This is a genomic window from Streptomyces sp. NPDC002057 (assembly GCF_040296665.1).
GTDB lineage: Bacteria > Actinomycetota > Actinomycetes > Streptomycetales > Streptomycetaceae > Streptomyces.
This window is the reverse complement of sequence record NZ_JBEOXR010000003.1, coordinates 102241-126731: the sequence shown is the minus strand read 5'-3', so window position 1 is coordinate 126731 and position 24491 is coordinate 102241. Positions and strand designations below refer to the sequence as shown.

The following is a 24491-nucleotide window of genomic DNA, read 5'->3' as shown; positions in this document are numbered from 1 at the left end:
AACGCCGAGGCTCCCGCCTCCGACCGGTCACCCAGGTCTCCGGCAGGTTCCACCGGGGCATACAGAGCCCGACGGACTTCACGCCCAGGAAGGGGAACCACATGGGGACGGGGTGGGGGAACCTGCTGGGGGGCCTGCTCGCGCTGGCCTCGCTCGGCGCCGTCCTCGGCGCGGCCGAGTCGCTGCGACGCGCCCGCCGGAGCATGCTGGCGACCGTCCGCCCGCCGCGGCCGGCGGACGAACGCCTGGGCCTGTACGAACTGGCCTACCTGAGCGGCGGGGCGAGCCGCGTCGCCTGCGTGGCCCTGGTGCGCATGCACCGGGGGCGGCGGCTCGTCGTGGAGCGGCACGGCCCCGAAAGGATCGCGCTCCGCCCGGTCGGCGGGGGCCCACGGGACGACATGGAGGCCCTGGCGCTGGAGACCGCGGCCAAGGCCACGGACGGGGACGGCCGCGCTCCCTGGCCGCTGTTCCCGAGCGGCGGCGACAGCCGGATGCGGGAGCTGCGCGACCGGCTCGTCGTGGAGGGCCTGCTGAACGAGGGCGGCTTCCCCGACGGCGTCCTGCGCCGGGCGCCCACCACGGAGAGCTGGCTCCGCGCCCGGACCCGGTACCGCACCCTGGTGGCACGGCTGCCCGCCGCCGTGGTCGCGGGAGCGGTTCTGGCGGTCGCCCTGCGCTCCTACCTGCCGCTGCTGGTGTACCCGCCGCTCCTCTGGTGGGCCCGCGCCGTGCGTGACCGGGACGAGGAGCCGTACTCCACGCTCACCGCCGCCGGGCGCGCGGCGGTGGAGGCCGCCGGGCGTGCGGACTGGATCCGCAGGGGTGAGCCCGCGTGGCTGCGGGAGGTGGCGGTCCTGGGCCGGGACGCCCTGTCGGCGCGTCACCCGCTGCACAGGCCCGCACCACCCCCTCGCCCCCGCACACCGGCGCCCGAGCCGGAGCCGGAGCCGGTCGTGGTGTACGAGGGACCGGGCCTCGGCGGCCTGTGACTCCGCGGTTCGGAGCACGCCCCACAACGAACGACAGCGAAGCCCGTACGCCGCCGCACCACCACTACGGCCCGCCCCGCCCCCTCCCGACCCGGCACCCTCCGCCCCACCCCGTCGACGGGCTCAGTCCCGCAACCGCCTCAACGCCTCCATGGCCTCCCGCTCGATGCGAGCGAGGTCACCGAGGACGGTGCTCGCCTGGACGAGACACCGCGCGTCGCCCGACTCACCGGCCTTGGCGATCAGGCCCGCGGTCTGTGTCCAGAGCGTCGCGGCTTCGACGTACAGCCCGTGACCCCTGCGCAGATCGTCGCTGTCGAGCAGCTGCGTACACGCCCCGAGGAAGTCGCGGTACAGGTTGCGGAAGAGCGCGCCGCCCGTTCCGGCCCGCTCCATCAGCCGAGCGGCCTGCGTCAGGTCACGTCGAGGGTCGTCGGCACGCTCGAACCAGGTGCGGACGCGCTTGGCGGCCTTCTCGATGCCACGGTGCCCGAGATTGGCGATGGGCGGGTCGAGGAAGGCGTCGGCGCAGGCCGTGACGGCGGGGACGACACGGCTCCTGGGAGAGGGCGGGTTCACCGGTGCGCCGAGGGTGAAGGAGCGGTGCTTGGCCGTCATCGGACCGCGTGCGGCTCTGGCCCGGGCGAGGGAGGCCAGACTCGTGGACACCGCTCCGCCCTGCTGCGCGGTGTCCACCAGCTGGGCGTCGTGCTCGTCGTAGCCGTACAGGGCGACGACATGGGCGCCGAAGTGCGCCTTCGACCCGAAGTAGTCGAGGTGGTGGCTGTCGAGCTGGAGCCCGACGGGACGCCCGGCGTCGAGGGGCCCCGCCACGTTCCGCCAGGCCCTGCGCGGGGACGTGGTCTCCTGCACGAGGAGCTCCAGGCCCAGCGTGGCGGCCAGGTTCCTGGTGAGCTCGAAGGGCTTGACCCGCCCTCCGAGGAAGGGGAACCCCATGCCCTTGCTGTCCCAGTAGACGAACGACAGACCGGAGCCGAGCCCGAAGAGCATCGGTTCGGACAGATCGATTCCCTCGTGGCGCAGCAGTACTCCCAGAGCCGTCGTCTCGCAGTGCTGCCCTCCACGGGCCTCCACGCCTCGTACTGTGGTCATGTCGCGCTCTCCTCCACGGGGACGATCAGCCGGGTCGTGAGGTCCTCTCGCGCCGCCTCCGCCGGCCCGACGAGATAGGCCTCGCGTACGGGCGCCCGCGGGCGAAGTCCTCGTTCGTGGACGGCGGCGAAGACCGCGTTGTAGGCCAGGGGCAGCTGGGCGTACGGCCCGATGTGCACGGTCTCGGCCACGGGTCCGCCGGGCAGCACCTGGAACTCCACCCCCGGGACTGCTTCCTCCCGCGAGGTCTGCGCCCCGACGGCGATCCGCATCCGCTCCTCCGGATCCAGCGGGTACAGCCCCCACAACGGCGGCTCCCACACGACCTCCGCCGCACCGAGCGCGGACAGCAGCCGGCCCACGCACTCCCCGACCGTCTCGCCGAGCTCCGTGGGGGCGCACACCGCGCGCACCACGGCGAGCCGTCGCTCCGGTTCGCTCCCCATCGTCACCTCGTACCCGGGCAGCCCTCCGGCCGCCAGCCGTTCCAGCATCTCCAGCCGCGCCCGGTCCCTGCTGATCCGCTCGGCCAGCCGGTCCCGCTCGGCGCGCAGGATGCGGGCACGGGGCCCCGGCTCGGCGGCCAGCGCCCGGGCGATCACGGCCAACGGGAGGTCCATCTCCCGCAGCAGTGCGACGGTCAGGGCGTCGCGGGCCTGCTCGGGGGCGTAGTAGCGGTAGCCGGTACCGGTGTCCACCCGTACCGGCGCCAGCAGCCCCACCTCGTCGTAGTGGCGCAGCTGCTTCACGCTCAGCCGGCAGAGACGGGCGAAGCGTCCGATGGTGAGGAGTTCGTCGTGCACCCCCTCATCGTGGACTCTCCCACCGGGGGAGAGTCCACCACGACGTCCCGCCTCAGCCCGCGGGGGCGGACGTGGGGCAGTACGCGGCCTCCAGGACGGCCACCGGGGATCCCACGTTCCAGTCGCCGTTGCGGTTGTAGGCGACCTGGTGGCGGCCGTCCTCCGTGGTGACGGCCAGGGAGGTCGACCCCACCATGCCGCCGCCGTGGCCCCAGAGGGTGGTGCCGCAGCCGGTCCCGAGCCGCATCAGGCCCAGCCCGTAGGCCATGCCGGGGGCGTCAGGGCTGGAGACGGTGGTCTTCATGGCCCTGAGCTGCTTCGGCGGGAGCAGTCTGCCGCGCATCAACGCGCTGTAGAACCGGTTCAGGTCGCCGGTGGTGGAGATGATGTCGCCGTCCGCCCAGCCCTGCGAGCCGTTCATCTCCGTGACGTCGTCGATCCTGTCGGGTGCCGACGCGAACAGCTTGGAGTAGCTCCTGCTGCTGGGCCGGGGGACGCGGACGCTGTCGCCCGGGTTGGTGGTGGCCTTCAGACCCAGCGGCGCGATGATGCGGTGGCGCACCTCGGCCTCGTACGTCCGCCCGCCCACCTTCTCGATGATCAGTCCGGCGAGGACGTAGTTGGTGTTGGAGTACGAGAACCGGGCGCCGGGCTCGAACAGGGGCTCGTGGGAGAGCGCCACCCTCACGTGCTTCTCGGGCGGCAGGGTGTCGTACCGGTGTTTCAGGTACCCCTCGCCCCGCATGTACGTGTCGAGGTACTCCTCGTCGGCGAGATAGTCGAACAAGCCGCTGGTGTGGTTGAGGAGTTGACGTACGGTGATCGTCCGGCCGTCGTTGCCGTTCCCCCGCACCAGACCGGGAAGACGGCGTTCCACGGTGTCGTCGAGACTCAGCTTTCCCTCCGCCTCCATCTGGAGCAGCACGGTCGCCACGAACGACTTGGTGATGCTGCCGACCCGGAACCGGTCGTTCGTGCCGCGTGCCGTGCCGGTCGTCAGATCGCCGACACCCGCCGTCGACTTCCAGACGCCGGCGCGGTCGCGCACCTGAACCGTGATGCCGGGGATGCCATCCCTCACCTCCGCTTCGATCACACGCCGCACCGCCTCGTGTCCCGCCGCGGCGGGAACGGCCTCCGACGAGGCACGGACGGGGGCCGCGAGGGCCGTGGCCCCGGTCGCGGCCACCACGAGCCCCACCATGCCGACCCGTACGGACTTCCGTAACGCCATGCCGTGCTCCCTGCTGTTCTGCGCTCCGAGGCGCGCCGATGCGGCTCCACCGAGCGGGGCCGCTCTCACAGAGGGACCGCACGCGGTCAGGAGAGGGTTGAGCGAACCCCCGAAATCGGCCGATGCGCCGCCAGAACCGCCCGTCGGCGCGCCGCCCTTGAGGCCCGCCACCACCGGGCGGCGACCGCGGTGGCCAGCACGGCCCCGAGCCCCACCCAGGTGGCCGGGTGGGCCCAGACGGCGCCGTCGAGCTGCCGCGCGAGGACGAAGACGCCCATGACGACCACGAACCAGCCGAACGCCCTGCGCAGCGCGTCCTGAGGAACGCGGCCCGCCGGCCGGCCGGCCACCAGACCGCCGACCACCGCGGAGGCCGTCACGGCCAGGGCGAGCCCCCAGTCGATCGACACGTCCGACAGGTGCCCGGCGAGGCCGGCGAAGGAGTTCAGGGCGATGACGAGCAGCGAGGTGCCGACCGCCACGCCCATCGGCATCCCGCCCAGTACGACGAGGGCGGGGACGACGAGGAAACCGCCGCCCGAACCGACCAGACCCGTCACCGCGCCGACGACGACCCCCACGACCGCGATGCGCTTCAGGGGAGGATCGTCGTGCACGAGCCGCGCCTCGTCCCCGTCCCGCCGGGGCCCGCGGAGCATCGTGACCGCCGTGGCCAGCATCATCAGGGCGAAGGCGACGAGCAGCACCCTCCCCGGGACGAACGCGGCGAGCCGCCCGCCCCCGTACGCGCCCACCATGCTGAAGGCGCCGAAGAGCAGCCCCGTCCGCGGGCGGACCCGCCGCGCCCGCGCATGGGGGACAAGCGCGGCCAGGCTGGTCACACCGACCACGAACAACGAGGTGGCGACGGCCTCCTTGGCGTCCTGCCCGGCCAGATGCACCAGCAGCGGCACCGTCAGGATCGAGCCACCGCCGCCGAGCACGCCGAGGCTGACGCCGACGAGCAGGGAGGCCACGACGACCAGGGCGGTCACGGGGTGCTCCGCAGCTCCGCGATCACCGTGCGGATGTCGGGCCGGGGCCCGCGGTTGTACGGCAGCCTGGACAGCAGGACGCCCATGGCGCAGGAGTTGCTGAGGGCCGCGTACGTGAGACCGGCCCCTATCGCGGTGCCGACCAGATGCGCCCCGGCACGAACACCCCGACGAGACCGCTGGCCAGGACGACGGACCCGGCCACGAGCCGGACCTGGCGTTCCATGTCCCACCGCTCGGGTCCCCGGTCGACGGGCGCGCCGGCCGCCTCCCAGGCGACGATGCCGCCCTCCAGGACGCGGAGATCAGGCAGCCCGGCCTCGGCCAGCGCCCCTTCGGCCTGGGCGGCGCGGACCCCCGAGCGGCAGACGAGCACCACCTCCTCGTCGAGGTGGTCCAGGAGTTCGGAGCGGTGCTCGCGCAGGGTGTCCAGGGGCACGTTGTACGAGCCGGGTATGTGCGCCGTACGGAACTCACCGGGCGTGCGCACGTCGAGCAGACGTGGCGCCCGCCCTTCCTGGAGGAGCCGGTGCAGCGCGGCCGGGGTGAGGGAGGTGGTTGTGCTCATGGTGTTCCGTTTCGAAAGTGACCATATACCCAGGGGGGTATATGGAAGGCTGTGAAGGGCCCTGCCGGTGGACGGGGCGAGGGGGAGAGGGGCGGCAGGGGTGGGAGGGGTGGTGCAGGGCAGGAGAGGCGGGGGCGGTCAGGCGCCGACGCGCTCGGTCGGGACGGCCGGGCCGGCGGACGCCGCGGCGACGTCGGCGGAGTGGGCCGAGAGAGCCCAGGCTGCGTACCCGCCGAGGACGTCGGAGACGTCCGGGAAGCCGCGGTGGCGCAGCAGGCTCGCAGCGATGGAGGAGCGGTGGCCGCCCGCGCAGTGGACGACGAGCGGTCGGTCGGCGGGGAGTTCCTGCGTACGGCGGGGGAGTTCGCCGAGCGGGATGTGGAGGGCGGACTCCAGGAAGCCGCCGGCCTCGCGTTCGCCGCAGGTGCGGACGTCGACGACGAGGGGAGGGTTGTCGTCCGCGAGAGCGGCGCGCAGGTGTGCGGCGGTGATCCGGCTCGCCGGGGTGACGTCGACGGCGAGTTCCTCCAAGGCGTCCTCGGGATCGCGCAGGTAGCCGACGACCCGGTCGAAGCCGACGCGCGCGAGCCGCGTGACGATCTCCTCCTCGCGGTTCTGCGGTGCCATGACGACCAGCTTCTCGGTCGGATCGAGGACGGTGCCCGCCTGTTCGGCGAACCGCCCGTCCGCGGGCACGTTGACCGCGCCGCGCAGGTGCCCGGCCGCGAACTCCTGCGGGTCGCGCGCGTCCACCACGACCGCCCCGGCGGTCCGCGCCCCGGTGAACTCGGCGCACGTCAGTGGGCGAGCGGCAGCCGAGGCGTCGTAGCGGATGCGGTCCTTGCGGTTGAGTTCCGCGTCGTAGGCGAAGTAGCCGGGCGCGGCCGGCTGCCCGGCGGTGACGAGCGCGACGAACTCCTCGCGACTCATGGGGGCGCAGGCGTAGTTGGTGGCCCGCTGCTCGCCGATGGTCGACCTCTTCTCCGTCGACAGGCTCCTGCCGCAGGCGGAACCGGCGCCGTGTGCGGGGAAGACCCGTACGGTGTCGGCGAGGCCCATCAGCCTGTTCTGCACGCTGTCGTGGAGCATCGCGCCGAGCTGCTCGGCGGTGACGCCGACGGAGGCGAGCAGGTCGGGGCGGCCGACATCGCCGATGAAGAGCGTGTCGCCGGTCAGCACGCCGTACGGGACGGTGTCGTCGGCGTGCTCGTACGCCAGGACGCTGATCGACTCCGGGGTGTGCCCGGGTGTCTCCATGACCTCCAGGGTGACGTCGCCGAGGGAGATCCGCTCACCCTCGGCGAACGTACGGATCGGGTACTCGGTCTCGGCGCGCCGGCCGTAGCCGATCCACGCACCGGTCTCGTCCGCCAATTCCAGGTGGCCGGCGACGAAGTCGGCGTGGAAGTGCGTGTTGATGACGCCGACCACGGTGAGGCCGTGCGCGTCGGCGTCGGCGAGGTACTCGGAGACGTCCCGGCGGGGGTCGACGACCACGGCCCGGCCGGATTCCTCGTCGCCGATCATGTACGAGGCCTGGGACAGGCAGTCGAGGTAGTACTGGGCGAAGAACACGTCCATCCCTTCCTGGCTCACGCAGAGGGGTATCCCTCTGCTCTCGATACCCCCATGGGTATCGAGGTTTCCAGACGGTAGATGCATGACGCATCGAAGTCAAATACCCCAGGGGGTACTCTAGGGAGCGGTGAAATGTGATCCCCTCCGCGTCGACCTCAATACCCCTAGGGGTATCCTGACCTGTGTGTGTGCCGCGCTCGTCGGGCCGAAGCGCCCAGGAGGGGGTCTGGAGGCAGCGGGAGGAGTCGCCCGCTCGCGACGGATGCACGGCCACGGTGACCCGCTCGTCGGCGGTGGCAAGCCAAGGGGGAGCGATCACTAGATCGGGTGTCATATGTGCGGTTCGGTATCCCTTCGGGTGATCTTGGCCCAGGCTGTGGAAGCCGCGAAACAAGATCACGGAAGGACTCGGCCCATGCCGCAGGACGTCATCACCACCAAGCTCGAGCGCAGCTTCGACGCCATGGACGCCAACAACGACGGCTACCTGGACTGGACGGACTACGAGAAGCTCGCCGGCCGCTACATCGAGGCCTACAAGCTCGACAAGAACGACCGCCGGAGCAGGGCGCTCCAGACCTTCAGCCAGATCTACTGGCTGGAACTGCTGCGGCACGCGGGCGTGGACGGGGACCGGCTCACCAAGGACCAGTTCGTCACGGCCAACCGCCTCGCGGCCGTCGACACCAGTCGCCTCAACGTGACCGAGGGGGGCGGCCACGCGATCTTCGACGTGATCGACGTCGACGGTGACAACGAGATCAGCAAGGACGAGTTCGCCCGCGCCCTGCGGGACGTGTGGAGGATCGACGCGCCCGACGCGATGGACAGCTTCGCCAAGCTGGACACCGACGGGGACGGTGCGATCTCCCGCCACGAGTTCATCCGCGCGATCCGCGAGCACTTCCTCTCGAACGACCCGGACGCGCCGGGCAGCCTCTTCTTCGGGCACGTCCGACCGACCGGCTGATCCAGGTCCCCCCGACCGCACCGCCCCTCCGCCCGAGAGGCGGCCCGGTCCGACGCGTCGCCCTGCCCCGCCGTCGCACCTCGACGGCGGGGCAGCGTCGCGACGCGGGCCCGCCCTCCTGACGAGGCCGGCACCGCACCGCCCCGCACGGCCGCGATGTCCGACCGGTCGATGCCCTCCCGCGCATGCCGGGCGAGGTGTGACCGCACCCGAATGGATGATCTACTCCCTGTGATCAAGGGGGGTGGCGGGTGTGAGGGACGCTCGCGGCCCGGCCCGTACGGGAGAGGGAGAAGCGGTGTCGGTGATGTTGAAGCGCCAGGGGTTACGAGTCGCCGTGCTCGGCGGTGGTGTCGCCGGGCTGACGGCGGCGACGGAGCTGGCCGAGCGCGGCGTCGACGTGACGGTGGTCGAGCCGACCGGATGGGGCGGCAAGGCCCGCAGCGCCACGGTTCCGGGGACGGGCAGGGGCGGGCGGCTGGACCTGCCGAGCGAGCACGGGTTCCGGTTCTTCCCGGGGTTCTACCGCAGCCTGCCGGACACCCTGCGCAGGATCCCGCTCCACGGCCGCCCGGACGGGGTGGCGGGAAACCTGCGGGAGGCGACGCACGTGCTCTCGGCGCGCTCGGGCCGGGTGGGCGAAAGACTCACGGACGTGTCCTCGGCCGCCGGCGCGCGGAACCCGTCGGAGTTCCTGCGCTCGCTCGGGATGCAGGTGGGCGGGAGAGGGCTGACCAGCGAGGAACTGCTGTACTTCGCCAACCGGATGCTCGTCTACATGACGAGCAGTGACGAACGACGGCTGGGGCAGTGGGAGTCGACCTCGTGGTGGGACTTCAGCGCGGCTGACGGGGCGTCGGACGAGTACCGCAAGGCGTGCGTGGTCGGCACGACCCGCACGGTGGTCGCGGCACGGGCCGAGGTGTGCAGCGCGCACACGGTCGGCGGATTCCTGGAGGCCTTCGGCTACGGATTCCTCGGCCGGGGCGAGGTGCTCCCCGCGGACCGGGTGCTCAACGGCCCCACCAGCACGGCCTGGATCGACCCCTGGGTCGCGCACCTGGACTCGCTGGGCGTACGACTGGAACTCGGCTGGCGCGTCGAGCGGCTGGCCGTCGGGGCTCGCGGCGTCACCGGTGCCGAACTCCGCGGGCCGCGAGAAGAGCGACGGGACCTGACGGCGGACTCGTACATCTGCGCGCTGCCCGTCCACCGCGTCGGCGCGCTCCTCGAACGGGGCCTGGCGGAGGCCGACACCGCGCTCAAGAGCACGTCGGACCTGCGGACGGACTGGATGGTCGGCATCCAGTTCTACCTGACCGAACCGGTCCCGGTCATCCGCGGTCACATCCTCTTCCTGGACTCCCCCTGGGCGCTCACCTCGATCAGCCAGGCCCAGTTCTGGGACTGCGACTTCCGCGCCACCTACGGGGACGGCACGGTGGCCGACTGCCTGTCGGTGGACATCTCCGCCTGGGACACCCCGGGCATCCTGTACGGCAAGCCGGCCCGTGAGTGCACCCGGGCGGAGGTCGCCGCCGAGGTCTGGGCGCAGCTGTGCGACGGGCTCAACGGTCGGGGGCGGACGACCCTGCACGAGGGGCTGCTGCACTCCTGGGAACTGGATCCGGCGGTACGGAACCTGGACGGCACCGGGCCCGCCGTCAACGACGAGCCGCTGCTGATCAACACCACCGACTCCTGGGCGGCCCGCCCGCAGGCGGTGACGGCGGCGCCGAACCTGTTCATGGCCGGTGACTACGTACGCTGCCCGGTGAACCTGGCGACCATGGAGGGGGCGAACCAGGCCGCGCGGCTCGCGGTGAACGCCCTCCTCGACGCCTCAGGACATCCCGGCGCCCCCGCACCCGTCCATGCCCTGCACCAGCCCGAGGAACTGCGGAGGCTGAAGGAGGTGGACGCGGAGCTGTTCGCCCAGGGCCGCGCCCACATCCTGGACGGGCCGCCGCCGTGGGCGGTCAGTGCGCGCGGTTGACGATCACCGCGCACAGTGCCTGGAGGTCCGCGAGGGCCTCGGGCACCACGGCGAGCCGGTGCAGTCGCTCCCGAGCGGCCTCGGCGTGCCGGGCGGCGCGCTCACCGGTCCACCGGCGCCCGCCCGCCTGCTCGACCAGGCGGGCGAGGTCGGCCGGGTCGGCCCCCGGCAGGGCGTAGAGGCGGGCCAACTCCTCGCCGGACGAGGTACCGGAAGTCAGTGCGGCCACGACGGGCACCGACATCTTGCGCCGCGCCAGATCGTTGAAGACCGCCTTTCCTGTCACCGCTGGGTCGCCCCAGATGCCGAGCAGGTCGTCCACGAGCTGGAAGGCCATGCCGAGGTCGTGCCCGAACGCGGCCCACTCGTCCGTCGTGACCGGGTCGGCGCCCCCGTAGAGGGCGCCCAGTCGACAGGCGCAGGCGAACAGCGACGCCGTCTTGCCCGAGACCATCTCCAGGCACTCCGCCAGGGTCACCTGCGACCGGCCCTCGAAGACCAGGTCCAGGCCCTCGCCGACGGCCAGCTGGATCAGCGCGTCCAGGAGAGCGGCGGAGGCGGCGCTGGCGATGGATGCGGCGGAAGCGTCGGAAGCGTCGCTGGGCGCGGGCGCGGGTGCGGATAGGGACGGGGATGCGGCGGACGTCTCACCGGCGGCCGTGCCGTTCGTCCCCTCCGCGTCCGACAGCACGTCGAACGCGGTCACCAGCAGGGCGTCAGCCGAACGGGCGGCCGCCGAGGAACCGAAGACCTGCCACGCGGCCGCCCGGTGGCGCCGTACGGAGTCGCCGTCCAGGACGTCGTCGTAGAGGAGGGACAGGTTGTGCACCATCTCGATCGCCGTGGCCGCCGGCACCGCCCGCTGAACGGAACCCCCGACAGCGCGGGCACACGCGAGCGTGAGGGCGGCACGAACGAACTTGCCGCCCCGCCCCGCACCCTCCCCCGACCACCCGAACTGGTACGAGGCCACCTCGGCGACGGAGCTCCCGAGGGATCCGACCCATCGCCGCAACTGACTCTCACAGGCATCGCCCGCACCGCGCAGCACCTCGTCGGCCATGGTCACCACAGCGTTCCCCGATCATCGCTCCACCACCACCGGCTCCGTCGATTCCGCCGATGCCCCACGCGCCGTTCGAGGTCCGTCGGCGGAGAGCGGTGGACGCAGAGCACCCGGCCACGGGCGGAACTCCCGCCCACGCGGTCTGCTGAACGAGGCCACCCGCACGGGGAAACGCTATCGACCCGGGACGTAACAGCACTAGGCCGAGGCCGGGTCGTCGACCGGGACGCCGAGGCGGGTGGCCACGGTGGTGAGGGCTGCTCCGAGGGGGAGCGCGACCCTGGCGACGGCGTTCCGGTCGCCACGTGTCGGATCCTGGTTGACGATCAGGACCGGCATTCCGGCCTGGGCCGCCTGACGGACGAACCGGAGCCCGGACATCACTGTCAGTGAGGATCCCAGAACCAGCAGCGAGGACGCTTCGCGTACCAGCTCGCGGCAGTGTTCGACCCGTGCCGGCGGGACCGCTTCGCCGAAGAACACCACGTCCGGTTTGAGGATCCCGCCGCAGATGCCGCAGGGCATCACGCGGAAGTCTCCGATCTGCTCGTCGGTGAGGTCGGCGTCACCGTCCGGGTTCACCCCGGCGGCCACCGGCTCGAAGCCCGGATTGGCCGCCTCCAGTCGCTGGGCGAGTTCACGGCGGGGACTGAAGGCACCGCAGGAGAGGCAGACGACCCGGTCCAGGCCGCCGTGGAGTTCCACGACGCCCTCGCTGCCGGCGGCCTGGTGCAGGCCGTCGACGTTCTGGGTGATGACACCCAGGAGCAACCCGTGCCGCCCGAAGGCTGCCACGGACCGATGCCCGGCATTGGGCCGGGCGCGGCCGAAGGTGCGCCAGCCCAGGTGGCTCCGCGCCCAGTACCGGCGCCGGGCCTGGGCGCCGGCGGTGAAGTCCTGGTAGGTCATCGGGGTGTGCCGACTGAGGCTCCCGCCCTCGCCCCGGTAGTCGGGGATTCCGGACTCCGTGGAGATGCCCGCGCCACTGAGGACCAGCACACCGCCGGCGCTCAGCGCGTCGAAGACCGGCTCCAGATCCGTCGTGCCCGGCGGCAGGTCCTCGTCGGGGGTCCAGCTGAGAGTGGGGCGCATGCGCATGCCGCAAGGGTACGGAACCGGGCGCACGAACCGCTTGAACGACGGACTGCGGCCCCGGACCCCCGCCTGCGACCTGCGGGCTTCCGTACCGGAGTCGCCGTCGGCCTGTCGGCCACTGGAGTGGCTGGAGTGGCGGGAGGACCTCGGTGCCGTCGCACGCGCACGGATCGGGGGAGAGGCGGAGCCGCGGTGGCAGTCGGAACCGTGGAGGCGGTTCGAGATCGAGGTGCCGAGGTACTCGCCCGCTCGGCGACCGTCGCCGGGTTCAGTACCCCGCAGCTCCTGGCCCTGCTCGCCGACGACCGTACCGAGAACGCCACGAAGCTCGACGCACTGACGACGCTGTGCGCGATTGAGGTTGGGGCATGTTGGCCTGGCAGGTTGTCGGGTGGGTGCTCACCTCTCGGCGGTGCGATCGGAGACCAGGCCGGCCACCGCCAAGTAGCTTTCGTCGAAGTACTCGCGGCGTCCGAGGTACCGCTGCAGTGTCCCGCCACTGCTCGTGCTCGGCGTTGGCGTGCTCGACGCGGATTCGTTCTGATGGCTGTCGGCGGCGGGTGGCGTCCCACGTCGCGAGGGCCCCCGACGGGGCGTGCTTCTTCGGCTCCAGCGGCGGGGCCTGGACCTGGTCGGGGAACTGCTGGGCCACCCTGGTAGCCGAACATCCAACCCGCACAGCCGCCCCTCACATCGCGGCACTCAGAAACTGGCGAGCGCGCCCACAGCCGCACACATGTGGCCCGGCCCGCCCCCCCGATCTGCCGTGCACGTCGGACGGCAGTCGGCCCCTGCCCCCTGGTCGGACGGGCTGTCCGACGCCTGGGTGCCTTCGCCGTATCGGCAGCTCGCAGGGGACTCGACCTCCACCTCACAACGTGCCTCGTACTCGCGCCCGCCCCGTAGGGGGACCTGCACCGGGCGAGATCGTGAGGCGCTCCCCACCAGGAAACGAGCCCAGAGGAGAAGTTCCGGGCCGGAGTCAAGTCACCCCGGTCCCCGACAAGTTCTGGCGTCGAACTAATCTTCGTACCATGGCCCTGCGACCTGACGAGTTCTACGACCACGCGCTTGCCGCCGCGGATGGTGAGCGTCGGCTCCCGCTCGCGCGGATGACCGGGTGGGACATCAGCCCCTTCGAACCGGACGGACTGCGCGTCGCGCCACTGCGCGCTCCGGTTCTGCCCGAGCCTCCGCGACACGGCGAGGACCCGTCGGACTGCGATGCGTGCCGTGACCGAGGCGAGGGGATCTGGTTCAACGACCGTTGGCGGCTCACTCGCATCACGGGTGTCGGTGTCCCGCTGGTCCTGATGCTGTATCCGCGCGAGCACTTCGACATGGATGACCTGCCTGATGAGCTGGCGGCCGAGCTGGGGGTCCTGACCGCTCACATCGTCCGCCACGTGCAGGCCCTGTCACACATCTCGCGAGCCCACGTCTACCGCATCGGAGACGGAGGGGCTCACCTGCACATCTGGTTCTTCGCACGGCCCGAGGGACAGACCCAGCTGTACGGATCGTGGATGCCCGTCTGGGACGACCTGCTCCCCGCGTATCCGGCGGATGTCGCGGACGCGGACGCGGCGGTCGTGGCAGACGCGCTGATCGCCTCCCTCGGGGGCCGACGCTCGGCTGCCGACGAGTCGCCGCACGACTGACCCGCCGGCGGACGCCGACGTTCCACCTCGGCACCGTCCGCTCGTCGGGTCATCGGTACGTGGGGGCAGGCCGGGCGGACTGGGAGCTGATGCCGCTGGAGGGCATCGGGCCGCTGTGGTTCGGCATGGGGATCGCCGAGGTCGCCGCAGTGCTGCCGAGCATGCCTGAGCCGCGTCGGTTCCAGGCCGACCCCTCGTTTCCGGAGACCTTGGGCCTGGAGTTCGGCACGAGTCCCGCGGAGCCTGGCGTGTACGCCTACTTCGTGGGCGGCCGACTGTTCTGCGTCGCGGTCGACGCGGTTCACGGACCGCAGGTGCCACTCTGGGGGCGGGAGTTGACCGCTTGCTCTCCAGCCGATCTGGAGCGGTTCCTCTTGCAAGCGCACGACTGGGGGTGACCGACGTGTCGTACGGTCCGCGGGGAAACCCTGGATCCAACGGGCTGGGTCTGGTCGTGCGGCTACAGGAGTGCGACGACAACGTGGTGACCCGGCCGGTCATGGTGGGCCGGGCCTGGGCCGACCGGTGCACGGACGACTGGGAAGGCGCGATCCCGGAGTGCGAATGGGTGGGCCGTCAGTGGGCCCACTCGGGCCACTCGGAGTACTGGCCCCCACCCGGCTACGCACCCCACTGGCGTGGCTGGCAGCCGCCCTTCTAGCCCGAGCTGCGCACCGCACGCGTCCATCGGCCGAGTACCGTTCGAAGGCAACCCGCAGGGAAGGGATTCCGCCTCCACCTCGTGGCCCGCCCGGCTGGTCAGGCGTCCCAGGCGCGAGGACGCTTCAGCTGTTCCCATTCGGGGCGGAGCAGCGAGAACACCGCGAGGTCGTGACGGCGGCCGCGATGGAGGCAGGCGGCGCGGCTGACGCCTTCCTGGGTGAAGCCGGACTTGGCGAGGACGGCGAGCGCGGGACGGTTTTCGGTGTGGGTCTCTGCCGTCAGCCGATACATCGGGAGTTCGCCGAACGCCAGGTCCACCAGAGCGTCGAGAGCGGCGGTGCCGTGGCCGCGCCGACGGTGCTGAGCCGCGAGCATCAGCTCGACCTGGGCTGTGCCGTTGACGATGTTCTGACCGGTCAGCGCGACGTAGCCGACAGGCGGGGTACCGGGGACGAGAATGAGGAAGTCGTCGCGATCGTCGTCGTCGATGTCGCGCTCGATGCGTTCGCGCACAGCGGTGAGCGAGCGCGGCCAGACGCCCAGTTGGTGCGCGTTCACGGGGTCGGAACGCCAGGCGTGCATGAGGTCCGCGTCGCCTACGTCGAGCGCCGCGAGTCCGACCGACCGCGCCCGCCAGGAGAGTTCTCTTTCCCCTTCCGCGTCATGTTCGTCGCCTGCGGCACTGCTCTCCACGGTCATGAGCGAATGCTAGGGGTGCATCGAAGGCCGGGACCATCGGATTTCTCCGCTCGGCGGAGTGGCGCCGCCGTGGAGCGTCTACGGGCTCGGAACGAACTCCACCCCGTCGACCTCGGTGGAAACCCCAGAGCCGCATCCGCATCGTCGACCGTGCTCGTGTGTGACGTCGGCGGCCTCCTCCCTACGGAGGCGGCCGCGAGCCACGTCCTGCCAAGCGGCTGTACGGGAAACTCAGTAGGTGTGGCCCACGTGCGCGAGGGCTTGCTTCAGCAGTGCCCCCTGGCCGCCCGGCATCTCGTTCTGCACAGAGGTGGACGCCGCTTCCTGCGGGCTGACCCACACAAGGTCCAGCGCATCCTGTCGCGGCCGGCAGTCGCCGGTCACGGGGACGATGTACGCGAGGGAGACCGCGTGCTGCCGTGGGTCGTGGAAGGGGGTGATGCCCGCCGTGGGGAAGTACTCGGCGACGGTGAAGGGCTGCAGGGAGGCGGGGACCCGGGGGAGGGCCACGGGGCCGAGGTCCTTCTCCAGGTGACGCAGGAGCGCGTCACGGACGCGTTCGTGGTGCATGACCCGGCCGGACACCAGAGTGCGGCTGATCGTTCCGTCCGCGCCGATGCGCAGGAGCAGGCCGATGCTGGTGACTTCGCCGCTGTCGTCCACGCGCACGGGAACGGCCTCGACGTACAGGATCGGCATCCGGGCCCTGGCCACGTCCAGTTCGTCCGTGGTGAGCCAGCCGGGCGTGGTCTCGGTCATGTCAGACATCGCTTGATCATACTTACCGGACCGGGTCTCAGCCCAGGCCGCGTGTCTGCCAGGCGGGTGGGAGTTTCGTGCGACCCGCGATCGAGTCGAGGACGAGACCGGCGTACAGGAAGGGGGGAGGCACTCGGACCAGCGAGATCTCGCAGGTCGGCCGGGTGCCGGGTCTTGGATGGGGCACGTGCCGGGCGGGCCACGAGCCCGCCGGATCGCCCGTGGCAGTGAGAATTCGAGCGAAGTTACGAGTATCCCCGGCGACCCGCCGCGGCGCGAGGCACCTGCGTGCGCCGTGGCGGTGCTCTTCCTGACCCCGCTGTACGCCCCGCGGGATCTGACGATCGGCGGGCGGTACGGTCACGCGCCGATCGCCACAACAACCTTCCCACCCTCATCGAGCAGCTGCCCTCAACGCCGGACTCAGCGAACGTCTGTGACGCCTCCGCGCCCCCGGCATCATGGGGTCCATGAACCCCATGAACCCCACGGACTCCACGGGCACGCCGACCACCGACTGGATCACCATCGCGGGCTACGAGAACCTGCCGGGCTGTCTCCACCCGATGGCGGCCGCCCGCGCTTGACTGCGCGACCGAGGTATCGACTGGATGCCGTTCGCTCCGGACGAGATGCAGTGGGGCTTGGCCTGCGGCGTCGGCGCTGACGGCCACTGGCACGGTTGGTTCGACCTTCGCGTCCACACCAGCGCGCTGCGCCGGCTCGGGCTCCACCCGGACCAGTCCACCGCCACGGTCACCGGCGCATCTCCGCCCGGCTGGTGGCACGCCGCAGCAGAACGCCGGGCCCACTGGTAGGGAGGGCTTCCGGCCATCGGAACAAGGGCAGACGGCGGGGGCCTTGCTGGGAACGGCTCGCAACGTGACGTGGATGGGCAGGCAGAGGCTCAGGCTCGGCCCTGCCCGGGCCGCCGGACCTCTGTACGTAGTCAGCCGGTGTGGAGGACCCGAAAACAATCGGGCTTCGCCGGGTCCCGGTCAACGACTTGGACGGGAGCCCAAGCCCATTGCCACACGCCCATCCCCGGCGGGCGGGAGAACTGGATCGGCCCACGGGTGCCCTCGACGGCCGCGTGGGGCCACGATCCCGCGATGGCTGCCCGATCCGTGCCGTGGGAGCGCAGCACCGTGGCCAGGAGGGTGAGGGCGTCCCAGCCCTCGAAGGCGACGAAGGAAGGCGCCTCGCCCAGGCGCTCGCGGAGGTCCGTGCCGACGCGTTCGCCGAGCGGGCCGAGGTGCTCGGGCAGGTAGCGGAGGAACGGGATCCCGGCGCCGTCCTTGCCCAGCGTCGCGGCCCATTCGGCGAACTCCGGCTGTCCCGCCGGAGCGCCGATCAGGACCTCCGCGAGCCGCTGGTCACCCCGGACGGCTCTGACGATCGACACCGCCGGCTCCGGGTGGCCGACCAACAGGAGGAGTGCCGCCGCACCGTGGTCGACGAGCGCGTCGCACAGAGCCTCGGGGGTGAGCTCGGTCGTGTCGAGCTCGATGACGGTGCCGCCGCGGCTGGCGAAGTGGTCTCGCAGGACGCGGGTTCCGGATGCCCAGTAGACGCTCGGCTGGGTCGCCACGGCGATCCGTCGTCGGCCCGCGGCGAGGAGGAAGTCCGCGTAGACGCGCCAGCCGTGGGACTGGGCCGGGGCCAGACGTGCGACCCACTCCGTCGGCCCGTCGGTGAGTCTGTCGAGTACGGCGGAGGAGCAGAGGAACGGTACGCCGAGGGCGTCGGCGCGGGCGGCGACGGAGCGGGCGACCACGCTGTGGTACTCGCCCACCACGGCGGCCACGCCCAGTCCGGCCAGCTCGTCCATGGCCACCGCGGCCCGCTCCGGATCGGCCGCGGTGTCCCGGACCACCAGCTCCAGTGGCCTGCCGTTGATCCCGCCGGTTGCGTTGACCTCGTGTACGGCCAGGTCGAGCCCTGCGAGCACATGTCGACCCGCGTCGACCCAGCCGGGCCGCGTCAACGGGACGAGAGCGCCCAGACGGACAGACGGCCCGTGAGCGTGGCTCGCTCCGGACAACGATGGCTGTGTGTTCATGGGGCGCGGACTTTCCCTCAGGCGATGCGGATGCGGGCGATCACAGTGGCTTGTCGGGCATTGCATCCACCGCCATCGCCCGGAGGCAACCGATTATCTGCTCGTTGAGCCTGCCGGATTCAAGACCGATACCTGCTTCCACAAGGCGGTGTCCCGCACCCTGGCGCCGCCAACCCCTGAGCCTCGCCGCCCCGGGGGGCCACGGGCCAGCGCTGGCAGATGAGAGGCTCGGGCGAGCCGCTGTAGTGCGGGATCTATGGAACCGGATCCCGAGGAGCGCACGACCTTGCGAGCAGGACTGACGTCTGGTCAGAGCTCGTACGGGTACAGGGCGGCCTTCTCGCCTTCGATGAAGAGCTCGACCCAGCCCCCGGCAGCTCCTGAGGGCAGCCGATCCGCAAGGTCCAGGAGGATCTGCGTGCCGCCCAGTTCCAGCAGGGCGGCGCCGTCCTCGGTGACGTTCAGCTGCCCCCGCAGGACGACGTCGCGTCCGTCGGACCGGAGACCGGGACCGATTCCCGCAGCCGGTTGGGCGTTCCGCCCCCAGGTGACGGCCTCGTCGATCGTCCACTCGACGTGATACGCGCCGGGCTCCGCCGTTGGGCTCCCGCACCATCGGACAGTCGCCTGTCCGAACGAGGTCCGGACGGAGGCCAGCACGCAGGTTCCGGGAGACCCGGCGACCTTCACCAGTTCGATCAGCACGGTTCGATCATGCGCCGTCCGAGGCGCTACCGGAACCCCCGCACCGTCTGCGCCAGGTGAGAACTCAGCTCGGTATGAGCGCGTCCCACTGTGCTCGCGTCGGGCCGTCGTGTGCCGGTGAGAAGTCCGGGTGGGCGGCCAGCCAAGCCGTGACGTGTCGGTCCACCTCATCCGTGCCGTAGGCGTCGTGGGCCGGTCGGAGGAGGTGCCGTACCTGGGCTCGGGCTCTCATCACGACGGGGTCGTCGAAGGCGCAGGCGGCCAGGGCCGCAGCTCGCCGGTCCGAGAGCGGTGCCCCCTCGGCCAGACGTCGGCCGCCGGCTCGGTCGCTCGTGACCTGTGCGTCGAACCACGGGCGGAGGGCCTGTGCTGTCCAGGCGTGGTAGCCGGTGGGGTCCTCGGCGAACCGGTCGACATCCGTGGCGAGGTGCTGGGCGGCGAGCAGGCCGAGGGCCACGCCATGGCCGAAGGTGGGGTTGGTGTGGATGAGGCTGTCCCCGGTGTTGACCAGGCCGGTGACGACGGGGCCGTCGTCGTCGACGAGGGCGGTCCACCGATTGTCCAGGCCGGCCATCGCCAGGACGGCCGTCTGCGGCTCGGGGGCCAGGTCGAGCCACGCGGCCGTCGCGGGGAAACGGCGGGCGGCGGCCTCGAACACGGCGGGGTCGGTGAGCGCACCACGGCTCGGATCGCTCGTCGACAGCACCAGGTTCACCGCGAAGGTGTCGTTGTCGGAAGGGAAGACGCCGGCGAGCGCGAAGGACGCTGCCGAGCCGGTTTTCACCCGCCCGGGGTCACGCGGGCCGTCGGCACGGAGGCGGTACCAACGGCACAGGTAGGTGATCCCGGTGCGGTGGCTGTCGACCACGGGCGGGCGGCAGCCGGCCGCGGTCAGCCAGGCGGGAACCGGCGAGCGACGGCCGGACGCGTCGACGACGAGGTCCGCCCGGTATGTCTCCGCGCCCACCTGCACGCCGGTGACACGGGGAGGCCTGCCCTCTCGCATGGCGAGAGCACGCACCCGACAGCCCCGCCGCACGTCAACGCTGCGTTCCCGTCGCACGGCCGCGGTCAGGGCGGCCTCAAGCACGATGCGCCGGGTGCGCAGCGTCACCAAGTCCTCATCGCCTGCCCGGTACGGCGGATGCTCACCGAACCAGTCGAACTCGTGGTACTGCCGCGCCCCGCGCGCCAGCAGGTCCGCGTAGACATCAGGGGCCTCGGCGCGCAACACGGTGCGGACGGGCGAAAGCAGTGAGTGCGGCTGGTGCGCCTGGGGCACTCGGGGTCTGCGCCAGTGGAGGAAGTCCCGGTTCGGGTCCTCCCCGGCCTGCCGCGCGTCCTGCTCGAACAACGTGACCGTGTGGCCCCGTCGTCCCAGCATGAGCGCTGTCCCCAGCCCGCTGATTCCCCCACCGACTACCGCAACCCGCGCCACCGAATGCCCCTTCGCGTCGTGTTGCGGGATGAGCCTACTGCTCGGTGATCTTCAGACGGGAACCGGTCCGGTGCGTCCTGGCGCGCGGCGGCCGGAGGCGGCGCGCGGATCCGTGGACGTCGCCGGCGGGGCCCTGGGCAGTGTGCGGCCGGTGCCTGTGCGGTGGGCGGTAGCTCGCGGCGCGCGGTCGAGCCGCTTGTCCGTGTCGAGGCGGAAAGTGGCACGACCCCGAGCAGCAGGGACGTACTCAGGGACGTACTCGCGGACGCACTCGACCGGGCCCCACGTTGTGGCCGGCTGGAGAGCCGCGTGGGGCAGGATGGGCTCCCATGGCGGGTGGGCGAGACGAACTGATGGAGTTACTGCGACGGGCTGGCCTGGAGGTCGTGGGGGACTGGCGGATCGAGGAGGTTCTGCCGCCCCGAGCCGCTTGGCGGATGATCGTCTCGTACGAGGCGAAGCCCACCGTGGCGGTGCGGCAGGACCTGCCCGACCTGGTCGCCGAGCTCAACGCAGAGTGGCACCGGCTCGCGGCCGACAACGGGATCATCGGCGCTGACGGCGTCTTCCTCATCGACGTGGGCGGCGCCTCGACGGGAGGACGTGCGCCCAGGCAGTGGACGCGAGTGCGGCTCACTGACCGCTGGGACCTCGTCGGCGTCCTCGGGGAGCGGCCCGGGCAGCCGGAGTCCGTCGCCCTCTCGACGGACGGAACCACTCTTCTCGGGGCGACCACGGAGGAGGACGAGGTGTGGTTCATGCTGCTGGACCACGTCGTGGAGTGGCAGGAGGCAACCGCGCAGGCAGCGGGCCAGGAGACCCCGTGCGAGCGCGACGCTGCTTGGGCGGCATTCCTTCGCGGCCCCGGTCACGGACCCGGCCCAGGCGGCCTCGTACGTGGAACGGGAACCGCACCCGCGTCCTCACCCCGCCCCGGCCCCAGACCCCCAGCGAGGCTGCGGGAGTCGTGGGCGCACGGGCTGGCCCTCAATCCGGCCACACCCGATCACCTCCGAGCCCGCCTGCTGGGCCTCTCGCACCACCTCCTCTGGCGCCCGCTGCCCTCGGCAGTCGTCGAGGCGGCCATGGCACACCCGGACCGGAGCCTCCGGCATCTGCTGGCCGAGGCCCAGCCGAACATCACCACGGAGCAATGGGCCCGCCTCATCCTGGGAGAACAGGACACCAGGTACCGGTGGATTCTCACCATGCTCGCGGCAGAACGGCGTGCCGAGCTCACCGACGTCGCGTACGAGCAGCTCGCCGCAGACCCGTCGTCACGGGTCCGGGAGGAGACCGCTCGCCTTCCCGGACTGCCCGCACGCCTACGTGCCGCCCTGGCTGCCGATGTCGACCCGTCCGTACGGGCCTCGGCCTGCCCGATGGCCTGGGCCCAGCTGCACGCTCCGGCCAGGCGCGCACTGCTGGACGATGCGGCAGACAAGGTCCGAACGGAGGCGTTGCTCCAGTACCACCAGGAGCACCCGATGCCCCGATCGGTCTTCGAGTCCGCGGACCTCACGGATCAGGCGCTGACCATCTGCCGCCTGGAGCGCCCCCTCGCCGAGCACCTGGTCAACCATGCCGACTCCGTCCGGCGTTGCGCCCTCGCGGAGAACCCGCACCTGGACCCGGATCTGATCGACCTCCTTGCGCGGGACCCCGACGAAGGCGTCCGCTCCGTGGTGGCCACACGTCCCGATCTCACCGAGGAGCAGCGGGCGGGGATCGCCATCGCCTTCGACCCGCAGGGCCGCTACGCCCCGCTCGCCTGGGTCATGGCCCTGCACCAGGACACCGACGCCATGCGTCGCTTGGCCGGCTCCGCCCATCCCCTCGTGCGCCGGAGCGTCGCCCGGGCCCGGCACCTCCCGCCGGACGTCGTCGATCGCCTCGCCCGCGACGAAGACCGCGTCGTCCAGCTCTTCCTCGCGGAATCCTGCGACGACGCCCCAGCGGACATGCTGCTGAGAGTGTGGCAGTGGTGGACCGGCAGCCTCAGCACCCCCGACCGTCCCCGTGGCCACCCGAACTTCCCCCGCCACGCTCTCCTCCGGTACGCCGACGACCCGAACCCGCGCATGCGTCAACTGACCCTCGACGACGGGGAGTCGACGCCGGAACTCGTCGAACGGTTCAGCAGGGACACCCACGAGGAAGTACGACACCGGGCCGCGTCGGACCCACGGCTGACACCCGCGTCGGCCGTGCGTTTGCTTGACGATCCGCACGAACACGTACGCCACGCGGCCACTCAGCACCCCAGACTGCCCGCGCGGGCACTGATCCGCCTCCTGCGGGATGCCGACACCGCGCAGAAGGCGGCCGGCAACCCGGCATTGCCCGCCGACGTCATGGAACGGATGATCGAGCAGATCGAGTAGACGGAGGAGATCAAGAGGGTCGAGCAGATGGAGAAGGTTGAGAGGGCCGAGCGGGCTGAGAAGGTCGAGCGCGTCGAGCAGATCCAGCCTCCGTCCGCCGGTGCCGTCACCGGACATTGACCCGACCGGGTCCTCCGTACGAGCGCCTGCCGTGTCGCCCCCCGGACGGCAGCCGCCCCGGTGAGGATCGGGGCATGGGCGTCGTCCTGCCGGTCCTCTTCTCGCTGTTCGCCGCGTTCAGCAACGCGCTGGCCACGGTGCTCCAGCGGCGTGCCGCGCTCACCGTCGAGCAGTCCGACTCTTTCCGGCCCGGGCTGATCCTCGACCTGCTGCACCGCCCCCTGTGGCTGGCCGGCATCCTCGCCGTCATCGCCGCAGGCGTGGGCCAGGCGGCGGCCCTCGCGACCGGGCCCCTGGCTCTCGTACAGCCCCTGTTCGTGCTCGAACTGCCCCTTGCCCTGCTGATCGCCTCCCTTCTGACGCGTGAACGGCTGCCCGCCCGGCTCTGGGCGGCCGTGGCAGCGGTCGTGGCCGGGCTCGGAGTGGCGCTCGCCGCCGCCTCGCCCACCGGCAACCGCACCCATGTGGAACTGGACCGTTGGGTGCCCGCCTTGGTGGTGTGCGCCGTCGCCGTGGTCGTCCTCGCCGCCACCGGACTGCGCAGACCGCCGGGGCGGGCCAGGGCCGGCTGCCTCGGCGCCGCCACGGCGATCTGTTACGCGCTCACCGCGGCCCTCATGAAGACGTCCATGCACATCCTCGGTGACGGCGGTATCGGGGCCTTCTTGACGGCCTGGCAGACCTACGCCTTCTGCGGCGCGGGCATCGCGGCCATCCTGCTGCTCGAACACGCCATGCAGGGCGGGCCGCTCGTCGCCTCACAGCCCGCTCTGACCCTCGGCGACGCCACCGTCAGCCTGGCCCTGGGCGTCCTGCTGTACGAGGAGCACGTCCGGGCAGGGTGGTGGTTGCTGCCCCAGCTCGCGGGCGTCGCGCTGATCGTCCTCGGCGTGTTCGCGTTGGCACGTAGCGGGGTCGGCACGGCCTGACCCCGCCGCCCGGGGGCGTCCGAGGAAGCGGCTTCGAGACGTGACCCGCCCCCGGGACCGGAGCCGGGAGGATCGAGGGGGCGGAGGAGCCGGGTGGATGTCAGCTCCACTGCTCCTCGGCGAGCGACGCGACCGGCTGGGGCTTGCCGATGACGGCGAGGGCGATGAAGAAGTTGATCTGGCCGATCGCGACGGTGAGGGTGGCCAGCGCCTTGTCGTCGTAGTGCTTGGCGACCTCGGCGTACAACTCGTCGGAGACGCGCTCCCTGCCGTGCGGGGCGGGCTGGAGAGTGGCCTCCACCAGGGCGAGCGCGGCGCGCTCGGCGTCGGTGAAGTAGGGCGCGTCCTGCCAGGAGGAGACGGCGGTGATGCGCTCCTCGGTCTCCCCGGCCTTGCGCAGGAAACCGGTGTTCAGGATCGTCAGGTAGGTGTTGCCGACGATCTGCCCGGCACGCAGGTGGACGAGGCTCATCGTCTTGCGCGGCACCGAGCGGTTGCCCGTGGCCCGGAAGAGGGCGGCGCTGACGTCGCTCAGCTCCGGCACGAACTCGGCGGGGTCGGGCATCCGGGAGATCGAGGGGTTCGTCATGGCTGTTCTCCTCCGTGTCGGCCTGGTTGGCGTCTTCACAGCACTGACGGATCTGCGCACGGAGATGTGACC

General features: G+C 71.7%; 22 protein-coding genes and 1 pseudogene. 9 read left to right on the top strand and 14 right to left on the bottom strand.

Annotated features, from left to right (window positions below):
- Window positions 1-101: 101 nt before the first annotated feature.
- Window positions 102-992: a TIGR04222 domain-containing membrane protein gene (locus tag ABT129_RS03930; RefSeq protein WP_351896175.1), complete on the top strand. Its 891-nt coding sequence runs from the start codon at window positions 102-104 to the stop codon at window positions 990-992.
- Between the two features lie 123 nt (window positions 993-1115).
- On the opposite strand, the gene ABT129_RS03925 is transcribed toward ABT129_RS03930, so the two are convergent.
- The 6 genes and pseudogenes from ABT129_RS03925 to ABT129_RS03900 form a co-directional block, all read right to left on the bottom strand.
- Window positions 1116-2105, bottom strand: a complete 990-nt coding sequence (locus ABT129_RS03925) for a BtrH N-terminal domain-containing protein (RefSeq protein ID WP_351896172.1) — start codon at window positions 2103-2105, stop codon at window positions 1116-1118.
- The gene (locus ABT129_RS03920) at window positions 2102-2908 is read right to left on the bottom strand and encodes a MerR family transcriptional regulator (protein ID WP_351896170.1); all 807 of its coding nucleotides are present in this window, start codon (window positions 2906-2908) and stop codon (window positions 2102-2104) included. The genes ABT129_RS03925 and ABT129_RS03920 overlap by 4 nt, the downstream gene beginning before the upstream one ends.
- A gap of 52 nt (window positions 2909-2960) precedes the next feature.
- Window positions 2961-4142, bottom strand: a complete 1182-nt coding sequence (locus ABT129_RS03915) for a serine hydrolase domain-containing protein (RefSeq protein WP_351896168.1) — start codon at window positions 4140-4142, stop codon at window positions 2961-2963.
- A gap of 86 nt (window positions 4143-4228) precedes the next feature.
- Window positions 4229-5137, bottom strand: a complete 909-nt coding sequence (locus ABT129_RS03910) for a sulfite exporter TauE/SafE family protein (protein ID WP_351896166.1) — start codon at window positions 5135-5137, stop codon at window positions 4229-4231.
- Window positions 5134-5705 (bottom strand): annotated as a pseudogene (locus ABT129_RS03905) (rhodanese-like domain-containing protein). Before ABT129_RS03905 ends, ABT129_RS03910 begins: the two are co-directional and overlap by 4 nt.
- A gap of 138 nt (window positions 5706-5843) precedes the next feature.
- Window positions 5844-7280 carry an MBL fold metallo-hydrolase gene (locus ABT129_RS03900; protein ID WP_351896517.1) on the bottom strand — a complete coding sequence of 479 codons (1437 nt, stop codon included), beginning with the start codon at window positions 7278-7280 and terminating at the stop codon, window positions 5844-5846.
- A gap of 418 nt (window positions 7281-7698) precedes the next feature.
- Between ABT129_RS03900 and ABT129_RS03895 the strand changes: the two genes are divergently transcribed.
- Together ABT129_RS03895 and ABT129_RS03890 are read left to right on the top strand one after the other, a co-directional pair.
- Entirely contained in the window at window positions 7699-8253 is a 555-nt protein-coding gene (locus tag ABT129_RS03895) for an EF-hand domain-containing protein (RefSeq protein ID WP_351896163.1), read from the top strand.
- Window positions 8254-8560: 307 nt separating this feature from the next.
- Window positions 8561-10249 (top strand): hydroxysqualene dehydroxylase, encoded by a 1689-nt coding sequence (locus ABT129_RS03890; RefSeq protein ID WP_351896515.1) that lies wholly within the window; start codon window positions 8561-8563, stop codon window positions 10247-10249.
- On the opposite strand, the gene ABT129_RS03885 is transcribed toward ABT129_RS03890, so the two are convergent.
- Window positions 10233-11312: a polyprenyl synthetase family protein gene (locus ABT129_RS03885; RefSeq protein WP_351896513.1), complete on the bottom strand. Its 1080-nt coding sequence runs from the start codon at window positions 11310-11312 to the stop codon at window positions 10233-10235. The genes ABT129_RS03890 and ABT129_RS03885 overlap by 17 nt on opposite strands.
- A gap of 201 nt (window positions 11313-11513) precedes the next feature.
- Window positions 11514-12413: an NAD-dependent protein deacetylase gene (locus ABT129_RS03880; RefSeq protein ID WP_351896161.1), complete on the bottom strand. Its 900-nt coding sequence runs from the start codon at window positions 12411-12413 to the stop codon at window positions 11514-11516.
- A 1031-nt stretch (window positions 12414-13444) separates the two neighbouring features.
- Between ABT129_RS03880 and ABT129_RS03875 the strand changes: the two genes are divergently transcribed.
- The 3 genes from ABT129_RS03875 to ABT129_RS03865 all read left to right on the top strand — a co-directional run bounded on the left by ABT129_RS03875 (window position 13445) and on the right by ABT129_RS03865 (window position 14732).
- Window positions 13445-14071, top strand: a complete 627-nt coding sequence (locus tag ABT129_RS03875; protein ID WP_351896159.1) for an HIT family protein — start codon at window positions 13445-13447, stop codon at window positions 14069-14071.
- Between the two features lie 89 nt (window positions 14072-14160).
- On the top strand, window positions 14161-14469 hold the full coding sequence (locus ABT129_RS03870; protein ID WP_351896156.1) for a hypothetical protein: 309 nt from the start codon (window positions 14161-14163) through the stop codon (window positions 14467-14469).
- A gap of 56 nt (window positions 14470-14525) precedes the next feature.
- Window positions 14526-14732 (top strand): hypothetical protein, encoded by a 207-nt coding sequence (locus tag ABT129_RS03865; protein WP_351896154.1) that lies wholly within the window; start codon window positions 14526-14528, stop codon window positions 14730-14732.
- Between the two features lie 98 nt (window positions 14733-14830).
- Here the strand turns inward: ABT129_RS03865 and ABT129_RS03860 are convergent, their stop codons facing one another.
- Window positions 14831-15433 (bottom strand): GNAT family N-acetyltransferase, encoded by a 603-nt coding sequence (locus ABT129_RS03860; RefSeq protein WP_351896152.1) that lies wholly within the window; start codon window positions 15431-15433, stop codon window positions 14831-14833.
- A gap of 231 nt (window positions 15434-15664) precedes the next feature.
- Entirely contained in the window at window positions 15665-16192 is a 528-nt protein-coding gene (locus tag ABT129_RS03855) for an NUDIX hydrolase family protein (RefSeq protein WP_351896510.1), read from the bottom strand.
- 611 nt (window positions 16193-16803) lie between these two features.
- Here ABT129_RS03855 and ABT129_RS03850 point away from each other — a divergent pair.
- A complete protein-coding gene (locus tag ABT129_RS03850) occupies window positions 16804-17010 on the top strand; it encodes a hypothetical protein (RefSeq protein WP_351896150.1) in 207 nt (68 codons plus the stop codon).
- Window positions 17011-17141: 131 nt separating this feature from the next.
- On the opposite strand, the gene ABT129_RS03845 is transcribed toward ABT129_RS03850, so the two are convergent.
- From ABT129_RS03845 to ABT129_RS03835, 3 genes are all read right to left on the bottom strand, one after another.
- Window positions 17142-18254: an ABC transporter substrate-binding protein gene (locus ABT129_RS03845; RefSeq protein ID WP_351896148.1), complete on the bottom strand. Its 1113-nt coding sequence runs from the start codon at window positions 18252-18254 to the stop codon at window positions 17142-17144.
- Window positions 18255-18563: 309 nt separating this feature from the next.
- The gene (locus ABT129_RS03840) at window positions 18564-18959 is read right to left on the bottom strand and encodes a hypothetical protein (RefSeq protein ID WP_351896146.1); all 396 of its coding nucleotides are present in this window, start codon (window positions 18957-18959) and stop codon (window positions 18564-18566) included.
- A gap of 64 nt (window positions 18960-19023) precedes the next feature.
- Entirely contained in the window at window positions 19024-20397 is a 1374-nt protein-coding gene (locus tag ABT129_RS03835) for an FAD-dependent oxidoreductase (protein WP_351896144.1), read from the bottom strand.
- Between the two features lie 329 nt (window positions 20398-20726).
- Between ABT129_RS03835 and ABT129_RS03830 the strand changes: the two genes are divergently transcribed.
- Window positions 20727-22781: a PE-PGRS family protein gene (locus ABT129_RS03830; RefSeq protein WP_351896142.1), complete on the top strand. Its 2055-nt coding sequence runs from the start codon at window positions 20727-20729 to the stop codon at window positions 22779-22781.
- A gap of 194 nt (window positions 22782-22975) precedes the next feature.
- On the top strand, window positions 22976-23830 hold the full coding sequence (locus ABT129_RS03825; protein ID WP_351896140.1) for a DMT family transporter: 855 nt from the start codon (window positions 22976-22978) through the stop codon (window positions 23828-23830).
- A gap of 100 nt (window positions 23831-23930) precedes the next feature.
- Here ABT129_RS03825 and ABT129_RS03820 read toward each other — a convergent pair whose 3' ends face one another.
- Window positions 23931-24419, bottom strand: a complete 489-nt coding sequence (locus ABT129_RS03820) for a carboxymuconolactone decarboxylase family protein (protein WP_351896138.1) — start codon at window positions 24417-24419, stop codon at window positions 23931-23933.
- Window positions 24420-24491 lie beyond the last annotated feature (72 nt).